12 protein-coding genes are annotated in these 13,383 nt (G+C 71.7%); 7 read left to right on the forward strand and 5 right to left on the reverse strand.

What is annotated here, in order from left to right; all coding sequences use genetic code 11:
* Nucleotides 1–21: 21 nt before the first annotated feature.
* Nucleotides 22–678 carry a YveK family protein gene (locus tag QSJ40_RS00635; protein ID WP_285728345.1) on the reverse strand — a complete coding sequence of 219 codons (657 nt, stop codon included), beginning with the start codon at nucleotides 676–678 and terminating at the stop codon, nucleotides 22–24.
* Nucleotides 679–1,007: 329 nt separating this feature from the next.
* Between QSJ40_RS00635 and QSJ40_RS00640 the strand changes: the two genes are divergently transcribed.
* From QSJ40_RS00640 to QSJ40_RS00655, 4 genes are all read left to right on the forward strand, one after another.
* Nucleotides 1,008–2,597, forward strand: a complete 1,590-nt coding sequence (locus QSJ40_RS00640; RefSeq protein WP_285728346.1) for an O-antigen ligase family protein — start codon at nucleotides 1,008–1,010, stop codon at nucleotides 2,595–2,597.
* A 176-nt stretch (nucleotides 2,598–2,773) separates the two neighbouring features.
* Nucleotides 2,774–4,030 carry a lipopolysaccharide biosynthesis protein gene (locus tag QSJ40_RS00645; protein ID WP_053448027.1) on the forward strand — a complete coding sequence of 419 codons (1,257 nt, stop codon included), beginning with the start codon at nucleotides 2,774–2,776 and terminating at the stop codon, nucleotides 4,028–4,030.
* A 62-nt stretch (nucleotides 4,031–4,092) separates the two neighbouring features.
* Nucleotides 4,093–5,118, forward strand: coding sequence for an LLM class flavin-dependent oxidoreductase (locus QSJ40_RS00650; protein WP_024289636.1), 1,026 nt, complete (start codon nucleotides 4,093–4,095; stop codon nucleotides 5,116–5,118).
* Nucleotides 5,119–5,179: 61 nt separating this feature from the next.
* A complete protein-coding gene (locus QSJ40_RS00655; RefSeq protein ID WP_058872047.1) occupies nucleotides 5,180–5,683 on the forward strand; it encodes a phosphoribosyltransferase in 504 nt (167 codons plus the stop codon).
* Between the two features lie 76 nt (nucleotides 5,684–5,759).
* Here the strand turns inward: QSJ40_RS00655 and QSJ40_RS00660 are convergent, their stop codons facing one another.
* Together QSJ40_RS00660 and pta are read right to left on the reverse strand one after the other, a co-directional pair.
* The gene (locus QSJ40_RS00660) at nucleotides 5,760–6,992 is read right to left on the reverse strand and encodes an acetate/propionate family kinase (protein WP_251714373.1); all 1,233 of its coding nucleotides are present in this window, start codon (nucleotides 6,990–6,992) and stop codon (nucleotides 5,760–5,762) included.
* Nucleotides 6,993–7,047: 55 nt separating this feature from the next.
* Nucleotides 7,048–9,141 (reverse strand): phosphate acetyltransferase, encoded by a 2,094-nt coding sequence (gene pta, locus QSJ40_RS00665; protein ID WP_251714374.1) that lies wholly within the window; start codon nucleotides 9,139–9,141, stop codon nucleotides 7,048–7,050.
* Between the two features lie 217 nt (nucleotides 9,142–9,358).
* On the opposite strand from pta, the gene QSJ40_RS00670 reads away from it, so the two are divergent.
* The 3 genes from QSJ40_RS00670 (at nucleotide 9,359) to QSJ40_RS00680 (ending at nucleotide 11,122) form a co-directional block, all read left to right on the forward strand.
* Nucleotides 9,359–9,700, forward strand: a complete 342-nt coding sequence (locus tag QSJ40_RS00670) for a thiamine-binding protein (RefSeq protein ID WP_006214103.1) — start codon at nucleotides 9,359–9,361, stop codon at nucleotides 9,698–9,700.
* 140 nt (nucleotides 9,701–9,840) lie between these two features.
* Complete coding sequence (locus tag QSJ40_RS00675; RefSeq protein WP_251714375.1) at nucleotides 9,841–10,230, forward strand: GNAT family N-acetyltransferase; 390 nt, start codon at nucleotides 9,841–9,843, stop codon at nucleotides 10,228–10,230.
* A 10-nt stretch (nucleotides 10,231–10,240) separates the two neighbouring features.
* Nucleotides 10,241–11,122 carry a spermidine synthase gene (locus tag QSJ40_RS00680; protein WP_251714376.1) on the forward strand — a complete coding sequence of 294 codons (882 nt, stop codon included), beginning with the start codon at nucleotides 10,241–10,243 and terminating at the stop codon, nucleotides 11,120–11,122.
* 80 nt (nucleotides 11,123–11,202) lie between these two features.
* Here the strand turns inward: QSJ40_RS00680 and QSJ40_RS00685 are convergent, their stop codons facing one another.
* Nucleotides 11,203–12,759, reverse strand: coding sequence for an NCS2 family permease (locus QSJ40_RS00685; RefSeq protein WP_387761834.1), 1,557 nt, complete (start codon nucleotides 12,757–12,759; stop codon nucleotides 11,203–11,205).
* 147 nt (nucleotides 12,760–12,906) lie between these two features.
* A complete protein-coding gene (locus QSJ40_RS00690) occupies nucleotides 12,907–13,341 on the reverse strand; it encodes a YchJ family protein (RefSeq protein ID WP_006214107.1) in 435 nt (144 codons plus the stop codon).
* Between the last annotated feature and the right edge of the window lie 42 nt (nucleotides 13,342–13,383).

A 13,383-nucleotide genomic window follows, 5' to 3' on the forward strand; every position in this document is an offset into this window, starting at 1 on the left:
TCCGACGGCGGACGCGGGGTCTCAGGCCCTGCGCGCCGGCCGGGCGGTGCCCACCGCCACCAGGATGCCGACGAGCAGCCCCACCGCCCCGCCGACCACCAGGACGGCCGGATCGGACAGACCCGACGTCGTCGCGGGCACGGTCGGCTCCCCGGCCGGCTCGATGCTCACGCGGTCCCCGGCCCCGCCGGATCCGTCGGCGTCGGCGGCATCGCTGAGCGCATCGCGCCAGGCCCCGGCCAGCTCGGCGGCGCCGTCGGCCGAATCCGCCGTGGCGGTGATCTCCAGGCCGGTGGTCTCGGGCGTGGACACCACGGTGACCTGCTCCAGCAGGTCCTCCGGAGAGGTCTTCAGCCCCAGGTCGCGGCGCACCTCGTCGGCCACCACCACGGAGTTGCCCAGCGACTCGTAGGTGGCCGCGCGAGCCTGCGCCAGGTCCTCGGCGGCCAGGCTCTCGACCGAGGTCGCGTCGTCGGTGGAGGGGCGCACGAGCGCCATGGTCACGGAGGTGTAGGTGGGGGCCCGCGTGACGACGAAGGCCGCGGCCAGCCCGAGCCCCAGGATCAGCCCCAGCAGCGCCTTCCACCATCCGCGGCGCAGCGCCGAGCCCAGCTCCGCGCCGCTGATGTCGCGCACTGCCGGAGCCACGGTCTGCTCTCCTGCCGAGCTCTGGTGCATGGCCTGCCCTTCGTCGGTCCCCCGCGCGCCCTGGGCGCGCCATGTCATCCCAGCGGCGCCTCGGGCGCGACGGTCCCCCCCCGGAAGCCGTCGGCCATGCCGCTGCTCGGGGCTCAGCCCCGGCGCGTTCATGATAGGCAGGCGCGGCGGCGGCGCGTCGAGAGCGCGGCGCATGAACTGCTGCGCGACGTCAGATGTGGGGACAACCGGACGCCCCTTGTCAGAGGAGCTTCCGAGCGTGCGAGCATGGGCCCGGAGACCGCGCGTCGCCCGTCGGGTGCGCGCGGGCGGACGGCGCTCGGGGGAGCGTCGCAGGGGGAGGGGGAGAGGTGACGGGTCCTGCCGAGGCGCTGGTGCTCGCGGCGGTCTGCGCCCTCGGTGGCGCTGCCGTGCTGTGGCTGCTGCGCGCGGCCTTCCGCGCGCCCAAGGCGTTCGCCGGCGTCGTCGCCGTGTCGACCGTGATTTCCCAGACGGCGCAGACGGTCACCGGCAGCAGCGCTGTGGGGTACATGGACGAGCTGTGCGTGCTGCTGGCCGTCGTGCTGTTCACCCTGCGCAGGCTGCGCGATCACGGATCGGTCCGCTGCTTCGCCGCGCTGTGGCTCTTCCTGGCCTTCGGCCTGCTCGGGGTCCTGAGCGGTCTCGTGCACTCGGTGCCGCTGGGCATCACCGTCACCGGAGCCTTCCTGTTCCTCAAGGGCCCCATGCTCGCCTTCGCCCTGGCGCAGCTGGACTGGCGCCGCGAGGACATCCCCGGGCTGATCCGCGGCGGCGCCGTCGCCGTCGTCGTGATCCTGCTGTTCACCGCGGCCAACGCGGCCGCACCCGCGGCGTGGAACGACTTCATCAGCGCGGGCACGGTCGAGCTCAGCAAGCGCGCCGGGATCGCCAGCCTCTCCGGGCCGTTCAACCACCCGGTGGGACTGGGGACCACGATGTCCCTGGCGTTCATCGCGATCCTGGCCTACCGCTCCACGATCCGCCGCTCCCGGATCAGCCTGGCGCTGCTCATCGGCTCCGGGCTCGCCTGCCTGCTGGCCTTCCGCCGCAAGTCGATCGCCTCGGCCCTCGTGGTCTCCCTGGGGATCCGAGCGTCGCTGCCGGGCAAGAAGGCCATGTACCTCACGAGCCTGGCGATCCTCACGCCGGTGGCGCTGATCCTGGGCTGGGACACGCTCACGCGCGTCGTGGACGCCACGCTGACCGAGTACCTCTCCGACGTCAGCCAGACCGCTCGCATCCGCCTGACCCTGGACAGCATCCCGCTGGCGCTGGGGGCCTTCCCGCTCGGCGTGGGCTTCGGGCGGTTCGCCTCGTTCACGGCCGCGGAGAACTACAGCCCCTACTACCAGGAGCTCGGCTACACGCGCATCTGGGGGATGACGGGCCACGACGAGGTCGACTTCCTCTCGGACACCTTCTGGCCCGCGCCCCTGGCGGAGACCGGCGTCCTGGGCCTGCTGTGCTACATCGGCGGTCTGGTCATGCTCGGGCTGCCCGCCTGGCGGATGATGCGCCGCAGCCAGGATCCGCACCTGCGCTGGATCGGCTGCGTGGGCGCCGGGTGGCTCGCGGCCATGGCCATCGAATCGGTCGCAGCACCGGTGTTCGTGGCCCCGCCGATGTACGGGCTGCCCTTCCTGCTCTCCGGCGTGGTGCTCGCCCTGACCGCGGAGCCGACGACCGCCGCGGCATCCGTCGGTGCGCCCGAGCCCGTGACCGCGGCCGGCCCCGCATCCGCGTCCGGACCCGGCTCCGCCTCCGAGCCCGTCTCCGCGTCGGGAGCGGCCATCGCTCCCTGGGCGAGCGCCGCAGTGACGGTCCCCTGGGCACAGGGCGGGCCCGAGCCCGTCGGCCCGCAGCCGGGGCGGCCGGACGGCTCGGACCCGCCCGAGAGCGACCCGGGTCGACGTGCCTGAGCCGCACAAGTGGGGGTGCCCGACCCGGGTGCTGCGCCGGAGGCGGGACGTAGACTGTGGCGCCGCAAGACAGGCCCGCCGGCAGGCGCCTGCGCGCCGCGGGGGCGGTGCGGGGACCGGGAGGTCCGGCGCCGCGGTACGGGGATCGCACGGCATGAGCGGAGGACGGGTGGGACATGGCTGCTGAGAGACAGCGCGCTGCCGCCCTGCAGTCCGCACTGGTCATGTCCATCCGCATCGGCGGAGCCGCCCTGCAGATGCTGCTGGTGGCCGTCGTGGCCCTGCGCTTCCCCGTCGAGATGGTGGGGCTCAACGGCGTCATGTGGGCCGTGGCCCTGGTGGCGCGCGCCGCCGGCACCTTCGGGCTCGACACCTCCGGCATGCGCTCGCAGTCGCCGCTGTGGGCCGAGGGCAGGCACGACGAGGCCCGCGCCATCGCCCGCCGCGACGCCCGGGCCCTGCTGCGCATCTGGGCGGTGCTCACCGTCCTCGCCCTGGCGGCGTCCCTGATCGTCCAGCTCACCGCGGGGACCGGCGGGCTCGTGCTCGTCCTCTACGGCGTAGCCGTCTCCTCGGCCCTGGGGCGCCTGTTCATGGTCCAGCGGGTGGCGCGGCAGGCGCCGCTGGCGGGGCAGTTCCTGGAGTCCGTGGCCCTGCCGGGGCTCGCGCTGCTGATCGCGATCGCCTCCGCGCTGCTCGCCCCGCAGCTGCTGATCCCGGGACAGGTGGCCGCCTTCGTGATCATCAGCATCGCCTTCTGGCGGCTGTCGCCCTCGGCAGGGCCGCCGCCGCCGAGCGTGACGGTCCCGCCGGTGCCGTGGGGTCAGTCGCTGATCCTGGCGGCGGGGTCCGCGCTGACCGCGCTGAGCGTGCGCGGGCTGATGTTCCTGCTGGGCGCGCGCTCCCTGGCGGCCACCGGCACCTACGAGGTGGCCCAGCGCATCCAGTCCGCAGGGGCCATGGGCACCACCGCCGTGGCCACCGTCTTCATGCCGCGGATCGCGATGTCCGTGACCCGGCGCGGCAGACTGGTCGCCCTCGTGCTGGAGGCGGCCGCGGTCTCGGCAGTGCTTCCCACGCTGCTGCTCGGCTTCCTGCTGGTGCTGGGCGAGCAGAGGATCGTCGATCTGCTCGGCCCGGAGTACCAGGGCACGTGGGGCGCTTCCGTCATCCTGGTGGTGGCCACGCTGATCAACGCCCTGACCTCGGCCACGAGCAACGTGCTCATGTTCGGCGGGCGCGAGCGGCTCTTCATGGTCATCAGCGGGGCTCAGCTGGTCCTGGTGGTGGGCGGGGCCTGGCTGCTGGGGACCGACACTGCGGTGGGCATGGCCTGGTGGATGCTGATCGGCGAGCTGCTGCGCTCGTGCTCCATGGTCACCGGGTTCCTGGTGCACCTTCGGGGACTGCAGCCCAGGCATCGAGCCGACTGACCCTCGCATCTACGTGATGTATCAACTATGATTCGGGGCGTCCCGCGATCACAGGAGATGCCATGCAGCTCGGACTCAACACCTTCGGCGACGTCCACCCCGGCCCGGACGGTCAGCCCCTCTCGGATGCCCAGGTCATCCGCGACGTCCTGGCCGAGGGCATCCAGGCCGACCGTGTGGGCCTGGACTTTTTCGGGGTCGGCGAGCATCACCGCAGCGATTTCGCGATCTCGGCGCCGGACACGGTCCTGGCGGGACTGGCCACCGCCACCGAGACCATCCGTCTGGGCACCGCCGTCTCCGTGCTCTCCTCGGACGACCCGGTGCGCCTGTACCAGCGCTTCGCGACCGTCGACGCCCTGTCCTCCGGCCGGGCCGAGGTCGTGCTGGGCCGCGGCTCCTTCACGGAGTCCTTCCCCCTGTTCGGCTTCGACCTGCAGGACTACGAGCGGCTGTTCGAGGAGAAGCTCGAGCTGTTCTCCCGTCTGCAGTCGGAGGGGCCCATCACCTGGGAGGGAGGTCTGCGCCCGGCGATCGACGGACTCGAGGTGCATCCCAAGACGGAGTCCGGGCGCCTGCCGGCCTGGATCGCGGTGGGCGGCTCCCCGCAGTCGGTCGTGCGTGCCGCGCACTACGAGATGCCCGTGATCTTCGCGATCATCGGCGGCAGCCCCACCGCCTTCGCGGCCTTCGCGCAGCACTATCGCCGGGCTCTGGAGCACTTCGGCAAGCCGGAGCTGCCCATCGCCTGGCACTCGCCGGGCCACGTGGCCGAGACGGACGAGCAGGCGCGCGAGGAGTTCTTCCCCGCCCAGGCCCACAATCACGCGGTGATCGGGCGCGAGCGCGGCTGGCCGCCGCTGTCCCGCGAGGCGTTCGAGCAGATGGCCGGGCCCGACGGCGCCTATTACGTCGGCTCCCCGGAGACCGTGGCGCGCAAGATCGTGCGCCATCAGAAGGCTCTCGGCGCTGCCCGCTTCGACCTCAAGTACGCGGTCGGAACCCTGTCGCACAGCGCCATGATGCGCTCGATCGAGCTCTACGGCACCGAGGTCCGCCGCTTGGTCCAGGACATGCTCGCCGACTGATCCTGCGCGGTCGTCGTCCTCGTCCCTGCCCTCGCGCGCGGGCGGGGACTAGGGTGTGTGCATGGCTTATCACGCAGACGCGGCAGACGTTGACGGCAAGGAGATCCTCACGTGGGAGGGCTTCGGCGCCGCCACCCGGGAGCTCGCGCAGGATATCGCTGACAGCGGCTTCGTGCCGGACATCATCATCGGCGTGGCCCGCGGCGGGCTCGTCCCGGCAGGCGCGCTGTCCTACGCGCTGGGCGCCAAGCTGCTGGACGCGGTGAACGTCGAGTTCTACACCGACGTCCACGAGACCCTGCCGGACCCCGTTCTGCTGGCCCCCATGCTCGATGTCGAGTCGATCAGCTCCAAGAAGGTCCTGGTCGTCGACGACGTCGCCGACTCCGGGCGCACCCTGGCCCTGGTGCTCGAGCTGCTCAAGGGCTACCAGTCGGACACCCGCTCGGCCGTCATCTACTCCAAGCCGCGCTCCCTGGTGGACCCGGACTTCGTGTGGAAGGCCACCGATGAGTGGATCGTCTTCCCCTGGTCGGACGAGCCCCCGGTCACCCCGTCCGCCTGAGTCGTCCAGTTCCAGAGAAGCCCCCGATGCCGCAGCGGCATCGGGGGCTTCTGCGATCCGGCCTGCGCGCAGCGGCTCAGCTCGCCCGACGGCTCACCAGCGCAGCGGTGGCCTCGGCGATCGCGCGCTCCTCGTCGGTGGGGACCACCAGGATCTCCAGGCGCGACTCCGGCGTGGAGATGCGGCGGACCTCGTCCCCGCGCACGGCATTGGCCTCGGGGTCGAGCTCTGCGCCCAGCGCCCCGAGCTTGTCGACCACGCGCTGGCGGAAGCCCGCGGAGTTCTCCCCGATCCCCGCGGTGAAGATCAGTGCCTGAGCCCCTCCGACGGCCACGTGGTAGCCGCCGATGTACTTGGCCAGGCGGTAGGCGGTCATCTCCAGGGCGAGCTCGGCGCGCTGGTCGCCGGCCTGTGCGCGCTCGTCGACCGTGCGCATGTCCGAGTGGCCGGCGAGGGCCTTGAGCCCGGACTCCTTGTTCATGATCTGGTCCAGGCGCTGAGCATCGAGATCCGGGTAGCGCTCGAGCAGGGCCGTGACGATCGACGGGTCCAGATCGCCGGTGCGGGTGCCCATGATCAGCCCGGCCAGCGGCGTGTAGCCCATGGACGTGTCGTAGGACGCTCCGTCCCTGATCGCGGTGGCCGAGGCCCCGTTGCCGAGGTGGGCGACGACCGCGTCGAAGCTGTCGCGCTCCACACCCAGGAAGCGTGCGGCCTCGCCGGTGACGTAGTCGTGCGAGGTGCCGTGGAATCCGTAGCGGCGCACGCCGTACTCGGAGTACATCTCCTCGGGCAGCGCGTAGCGCCACACGTGCTCCGGCATGGAGCGGTGGAACGCGGTGTCGAACACGCAGACCTGGGGCATGTGCGGCCACTTCTTCTGGATGGCTCGCAGGCCCAGGGCGCTGGCCGGGTTGTGCAGCGGGGCCAGCGGGGCCAGGCGCTCGATCGCGCGGATGATCTCGTTGCTGACCAGCACCGGGGCGGAGAACCGCTCGCCGCCGTGGACCACGCGGTGCCCGGCGGCGTCGATCGTGCGGTCGCCGAGCTCTTCCTCGAGGCGCTGGGCCAGCAGCTCCAGGGCCTGCGTGTGATCCTCGATCTCCGAGGTGCCGATGTTCTGGATCAGGCCCTCGGTGATGACCTCGCCGCTCTCGGCCCCCTGGGTGGCCTCGTCCATGTTCACGAGTTCGTCCACGCGCGGCATGGAGGAGGTGTAGGCGGAGGGCTCCCCGCCCTCCTGGGTGGTGACCTCCCGGACCTGGTACTTCAGCGAGGACGAGCCGGAGTTGACGACGAGGACGAGCATGGCGCTCCTTCGGATGGTGGGATTCGGTGTGCTGAGGTGCCGCTGCGGCGGACGCTCAGCCGTTCTGGGCCTGGATCGCGGTGATCGCCACGGTGTTGACGATGTCCTCGACCGTGGTGCCGCGGGAGAGGTCGTTGACCGGCTTGCGCAGGCCCTGCAGGACCGGGCCCACGGCGACGGCACCGGCGGACTGCTGGACGGCCTTGTACGTGTTGTTGCCGGTGTTCAGGTCCGGGAACACGAACACGGTCGCGTGCCCGGCCACCTCGGAGCCGGGCAGCTTCTTCTGGGCGATCGAGGCGTCCACGGCGGCGTCGTACTGGATGGGGCCCTCGACGGGGAAGTCCGGCTCCTCGGCCTGGACCAGTCGGGTGGCCTCGGTGACCCGCTCGACGTCCTCGCCGGAGCCGGAGGAGCCGGTCGAGTAGGACAGCATGGCCACGCGCGGGTCCACGCCGAAGGCCCGGGCGGTCTGGGCGGAGGCCTTGGCGATGTCCGCGAGCTGCTCGGCGTTCGGGTTGGGGTTCACGGCGCAGTCGCCGTAGACCAGCACGCGGTCCTCCAGGAGCATGAAGAACACCGAGGAGACGACGCCGACGCCCTCCTTGGTCTTCACGAACTCGAGCGCGGGGCGGATCGTGTTGGCGGTGGTGTGGGCCGCGCCCGAGACCATGCCGTCCACATCGCCGAGCTGGACCATCATGGTGCCGAAGTACGAGCCGTCGAGCATGCGCTCCAGGGCGGTGTCCTTGTCCACGCCCTTGTGCTTGCGGTACTCCACGTAGGCCTCGGCGTAGCGCTCGCGGCGCTCGGCGTCGTGGCGGAAGTCGATCAGCTCGAGCCCGTCGGCCTCGAAGTCCAGGTCGATGCCCTCGGCATCGCACAGGCGGGCCACCTCGTCCGGCTCGCCCAGGATGACCAGGTCGCAGAAGCCGCGGCGATGGATCATCTCGGCGGCGCGCAGGATGCGGGCGTCGTCGCCCTCGGGCAGCACGACGGTCTTGCGGTCTCGTCGGGCCTGCTCCACGAGCTCGTGCAGGAAGCGCAGGGGAGTGCGCCGCTCGGGGCGCTCCAGGCGCAGGCGGGAGGCCAGCTCCTCGCCGTCGACCTGATTCGCCCAGGCGCCCAGCGCGGCCGCCGCCTTGCGGGCCCCGCCCTTGACGATCCGTCCCCGGGTGGAGCCGACGCGCTTGGCGGCCGTGTAGGTGTCCTCCTCGGTGCTCAGCACGGGGAAGGGGGCGCTGGCCACGAACGAGCGCACCAGGCCCTCGGGCACGAACCCGCCCGTGAGCAGCACCCCTGCGGGGGTGGCCTGATCGGGGGTGAGCGCTGCGGCCAGGGTGGCCATGAGCACGTCCGAGCGGTCCCCGGGGGTGATCACCAGATCGCCGTCGACGAGCAGCTCCAGGAAGTGCTCGACGTTCATGGCCGCGATCTTCACGCCCTTGATGTCGCGGTCCAGGGTGACGTCGGTGAGATCCGAGCGCAGGCCCGCCGACTCCACGAGCTCCTCCACGGTGGGGCTGATGACCTCGGGGACCTCGGGCAGGACGTACACAGGGAGGTTGTGCAGCCCGCGCTCGGCCTTCTGGGCGACCTCCTCGACCCACTCGGCGGGGCAGCGGTTGACCATGATCGCGAAGATGTCGCACTTGGAGTCGCGAAGCTCCGTGCGGGTGACCTCCACGGCGTTGAGCAGGTCCTCCGGGTGCTCCGCCTGCTGACCGCCGATGACCGCCAGCACGGAGCATCCCATGTTGTTGGCCAGGCGCGCGTTGAGGTCGAACTCCGCGGTGGCGGCGTTGTGCGCCAGCAGGTCGGTGCCGTCGACCACGATGACGTCGCAGTGCTCGGCCATCTGCGCGTAGACGTCCACGGCCGCCGAGTCCAGGGCGTCGTGATCGCCCGAGGCCAGGAGCTCCCGGCACCGGTCCAGGGTGACAGCGCCGCGGCAGCGCTCCGGCGGCAGCTCGAAGGTCTGGGCCATGAGCGCGAGCATGGGGTCCTGCTCCGGGGTCTCGCCCAGGTGCACCGGACGGAGGAAGCCCACACGGTCGGAGTTCTTGAACAGGGTGTCCGTCAGCCCCAGCGCGATCAGGGACTTGCCGGCGGCCGGCGTCATGGCGCTGAGGTAGATGCCTTGGGTCATGGGGATGCTCCTCGTCGAGGTCGTCTCCGTGCCCCGCCCCTGCGTGGTCCCCGGGGCTTCCCCGAGCACGCCGACGGGCACAGACCAGTCTGCTGTCCAGCCTAGGCGGTGGGCCTGCCGCCGGACCCGGGGTTGCCCGGGCTTCCCCGGGGTTTCACATGGCGGTCGTCGACGGGGGCCCTGTCCGAGTGCCGGTGAGCAGGCTTACGCTGGGGGCATGATCGTCGCCTTCTCCGTATCGCCCATGGGCGGGGACAACCCCGCCGGCTCCGTCCACGACGCCGTGGCAGCCGCTGTCCAGGTCGTCCGCGACTCCGGGCTTCCGTACCGCACCGACTCGATGTTCACGAGCATCGAGGGGGAGTGGGACGAGGTGATGGCCGTCGTGAAGGAGGCCACCGAGGCCGTCGGGCGCTATGGCCCGCGCGTCTCGCTCGTGCTCAAGGCGGACATCCGCCCCGGCCACTCCGGAGAGCTCGACGGCAAGGTCGAACGTCTCGAGGCCGCGATCCAGCGCCAGCAGCTCGAGAGCGGGCACGCAGCCCAGGACGAGTCCTGAGCTCCGTCGCCTGGTCCACGCGCGTCGCCGGTCCCGACGACGCCGACGTCCTGACCCGGCTGCACGTCGCCTGCCTGCGCGAGACCTACCAGCCGCTGTACGGCCAGGACTTCGCTGAGGCCCTGCTCTCGGAGGATTCGGTGGCGGACATCGCCGCCGAGGACCGCGAGTTCCTCTCCGATCCCGCCGGCCGCGTGGTGCTGGGGCTCGACGGCACGGGCGAGCCTGCGGGATTCGCCACGGTGTGCGACGGCCCCCAGCGCTGGGAGCTGCAGTTCGAGCCCGGCCTTCAGCCCGAGCGCGAGCTCGTGAAGCTCTACGTCCTGGAGCGCCTGCACGGCTCCGGACTGGGTCGGCAGCTGCTGGACGAGGCCGTCGAGGGCCACGACCCGGTCTACCTCTGGATCATGGCGGGCAATGCGCGGGCGGAGGCCTTCTACGCCAAGAACGGGTTCGAGCGCATCGGCCCGGCCTACCAGGCCGACGGCCCCTGGTCCGGGCAGGACACCTTCCGGATGCGCCGCTCCTAGACTGGCGCGCATGGGCCGACAGCGCAGGAACCGCAGGGACGATGCACAGGCCTCCGAGGATCCGGATGCGCTGCAGCCCGGGACGTGGCCGATCTCCACGGGAGAGGTCGAGCTGCGTCCGGATGACCTGAGCCCCGGCGCTTGGACGGTGCTCGTCAACGGCGTCCCGTCCTCGCACGTGGACCCTTCCCGGCCTGAGCTGCTCGACTTCGAGTACATGCGCTGGATGGCCGCGCTGCTGCGGACGCACGTGGCCGCGCACCTGGACCCGACGAGCCTGCGCGTGCTTCATCTGGGCGGCGGCGCCTGCTCCATGGCCCGCTGGGTCCACTGGCAGTGGCCGCAGGCCCGGCAGGTGGTCGTGGAGCTGGACGCGCGGCTCGTCGAGCTCGTGCGCGGCTGGTTCGACCTGCCGCGGGCCCCGCTGCTGCGCGTGCGCGCCGGGGAGGCTCGGGAGGTCACCGAGTCGCTGACCGAGTCCACGCGCGAGGTCGTGATCCGCGACGTCTTCGCCGGCTCTGTGACGCCCGAGCCGCTGACCACCGTGGAGTTCGCCCGTCAGGTCGATCGTGTGCTGGCCCCGGGCGGGCTGTACCTGCTCAACGTCGGTGACACCCGCGATCTGCAGGGAGCCCGCGCGGAGGCGGCGGCGCTGCGGGAGGTGTTCGAGCACGTGGCCGCCGTCGCCGATCCGGCGATGCTCAAGGGGCGCCGCTACGGCAACGTCGTGCTGGCCGCCTCCCATGCGCCCCTGCCCGCAGCTGCCTCGCCGGAGGCCGCGGCCATGGAGCGCGAGCTGCTGATCGACCCGGTGCCCGCTCAGCACAAGGACGCGAGCTGGGTGCGCGCATTCGTCGGCACCGTGCAGCCCCGCCGCGACCCCACCCCCTGAAACGCCGAGTGGATCCCCAGTTGCGCTGAAAGGCGGAATAGCGCAACTGAGGATCCACTCGGCGGTGTGGGGTCAGGGGATCAGAGGATCCAGCCCTCGATCACCCCGATGCCGAAGTACGCCACGAAGGCCGCGGCCACGACCCACATCAGCGGGTGGATCTCGCGGATCCGGCCCTGCACCACGCGGATGAACACGTAGGAGATGAAGCCGGCGCCGATGCCGTCGGCGATCGAGTACGTGAACGGCATGAGCACGAAGGTCAGGAACGACGGCACCGCGATGCCCCAGTCGTCCCAGTCGATGCGCACGACGTTCTTGGCCATCAGGAAACCGACGACCACCATGGCCGGGGCCACGGCCTCGAACGGCACGACCTCGACCAGCGGGGTGATGAACATGGCGGCCAGGAACAGCAGGCCCGTGACCACGTTGGCCAGGCCGGTGCGCGCGCCCTCGGCGATGCCGGTCGAGGACTCCACGAAGATCTGGTTCGAGGACACCGAGCCCGCGCCGCCGGCCACGGCGCCCGCGGCGTCGATGAGCAGGATGCGGTCGACGTTGTCGATCTTCCCGTCCTTGACCAGACCGGCCTGCTCGGAGAGCCCGACCATGGTGCCCATGGCGTCGAAGAAGATGGACAGCAGGATCGTGAAGATCAGCAGCAGCACGGTCGTGACGCCCAGCTGGGTCCACAGCCCGACCGGGTCGGCCTCGCCCACCAGGGACAGATCGGGCAGCGAGAACAGGCCCGTGGGGGTCGAGGGCACCACGAGCGACCAGCCGGCCGGATTCTCGCCGGAGGAGCCGGACGGCGCGACGGCCTCCAGGACGTGCGCCAGGACAGTGCCGCTGAGCACCGCGATCAGGATGGCCCCGCGGATGTTGCGGACCATGAGGGTGATCGTCAGCAGCAGCGTGATCACGAAGGTCAGCAGCGGCCAGCCGATGAGCTCGCCGCTCACGCCCAGGTCCACGGGCACGGTGGTCCCGGCGGCATCCGGCATGCGGCGCACGAAGCCCGCGTTGACGAGGCCGACCAGCGCGATGAACAGGCCGATGCCCACGACGATCGCCGACTTCAGCGAGGCCGGCACGGCGTTGAACACCGCGGTGCGGAAGCCGGTGAGCACGAGCACGAACATGATCACGCCGGCCCAGATGATCAGCCCCATGGCCTGCGCCCAGGTCAGCCCGGGCGTGGTGGCGATCGTGACGGCCAGGAACGCGTTGACTCCCAGGCCGGTGGCCACGGCGAACGGGGTCTTGGCCACGACGCCCATCAGGATCGTCATGACGCCGCCGATCAGGGCGGTCATGGCGGCCACGCGGTCCACGCCCAGCGTGGCGCCGGTCGAGTCCGCGCCCAGCCCCAGGATCAGGGGGTTGAGCACCACGATGTAGCTCATGGCGATGAACGTGGCGACGCCGCCGCGGACCTCGCGGCCCATGGTGGAGCCGCGCTCGGTCACCTTGAACCAGCGGTCGAGGCCGCCCTTGGGCGCCGACGGGGGTGCGGCGACGTCGGTGCCGGTGGCGGTCGCTTGCTCCGCGGAGGCGGGCGCGGTGTGCTCGGACGGGGCGTCGGAGGCCTGCCAGGGTGGCTGCGACGAGTCGCGCGAGAAGGGTGAGGACATGGTGCGGCTCTCTCGAGAAGGGCGCCGTCGGTCATGCGGCACGCCGACGGATCCGCCGATTCTACGGCGGGTCGCCGGGCCCGCCGCGGCCGATATGGGCCGGCGGGGTGTGGAGCCGGCCACACCTCCGCATCGCCGGCTCCTCCGTCAGGCGGAGTGGACGGCGCCGTCGAGGTAGAGCCACTGCCCGTCCACGCGGCGGAAGCGGGAGTTCTCGTGCTGGCTGCCGCGCGGGGCGTCGGTCCCGGGCATGGGCCGGTAGTGGGCGGTGAAGTCGACCGTGCCCCACTCCTCGAACGGGCCGCCGCCGGTGGTGGCGTGGATGTCGAGGCGGTACCAGCGCAGGTCCGGGTCCAGCTCGAGGGTCTCGGGCCGGGTGTCGGGGTGCCAGGTGCGCAGCAGGTGCTGCTCGTCGCCCACCGCGAAGGCGCTGAAGCGCGAGCGCATGAGGGCTTCTGCCGTGGGTGCGGGCCTGCCCTGGTGCAGCGGCAGGCAGCAGCCGCCGTAGACGTCGCCGGAGCCGCAGGGGCAGCGCGACTGCGGGTCGAGGGCGGCCGGGGTGGTGTCAGCGGGGAGCGTCATGGATCCGTTCGGGACGAGGGAGGGCCGGTCTGCGGTGCGATG

The sequence above is a fragment of the Kocuria sp. NBRC 114282 genome (assembly GCF_030268385.1).
In the GTDB taxonomy this organism is placed as follows: domain Bacteria; phylum Actinomycetota; class Actinomycetes; order Actinomycetales; family Micrococcaceae; genus Kocuria; species Kocuria palustris.

Excerpts from the sequence above, each read along its gene's own strand:
- QSJ40_RS00685 (WP_387761834.1), bottom strand. The coding sequence starts at position 12,759 with ATGTCCTCACCCTTCTCGCGCGACTCGTCGCAGCCACCCTGGCAGGCC.
- QSJ40_RS00650 (WP_024289636.1), top strand. The coding sequence starts at position 4,093 with ATGCAGCTCGGACTCAACACCTTCGGCGACGTCCACCCCGGCCCGGAC.
- QSJ40_RS00690 (WP_006214107.1), bottom strand. The coding sequence starts at position 13,341 with ATGACGCTCCCCGCTGACACCACCCCGGCCGCCCTCGACCCGCAGTCG.
- QSJ40_RS00680 (WP_251714376.1), top strand. The coding sequence starts at position 10,241 with ATGGGCCGACAGCGCAGGAACCGCAGGGACGATGCACAGGCCTCCGAG.
- QSJ40_RS00655 (WP_058872047.1), top strand. The coding sequence starts at position 5,180 with ATGGCTTATCACGCAGACGCGGCAGACGTTGACGGCAAGGAGATCCTC.
- QSJ40_RS00645 (WP_053448027.1), top strand. The coding sequence starts at position 2,774 with ATGGCTGCTGAGAGACAGCGCGCTGCCGCCCTGCAGTCCGCACTGGTC.
- QSJ40_RS00670 (WP_006214103.1), top strand. The coding sequence starts at position 9,359 with ATGATCGTCGCCTTCTCCGTATCGCCCATGGGCGGGGACAACCCCGCC.
- QSJ40_RS00660 (WP_251714373.1), bottom strand. The coding sequence starts at position 6,992 with ATGCTCGTCCTCGTCGTCAACTCCGGCTCGTCCTCGCTGAAGTACCAG.
- pta (WP_251714374.1), bottom strand. The coding sequence starts at position 9,141 with ATGACCCAAGGCATCTACCTCAGCGCCATGACGCCGGCCGCCGGCAAG.
- QSJ40_RS00635 (WP_285728345.1), bottom strand. The coding sequence starts at position 678 with ATGCACCAGAGCTCGGCAGGAGAGCAGACCGTGGCTCCGGCAGTGCGC.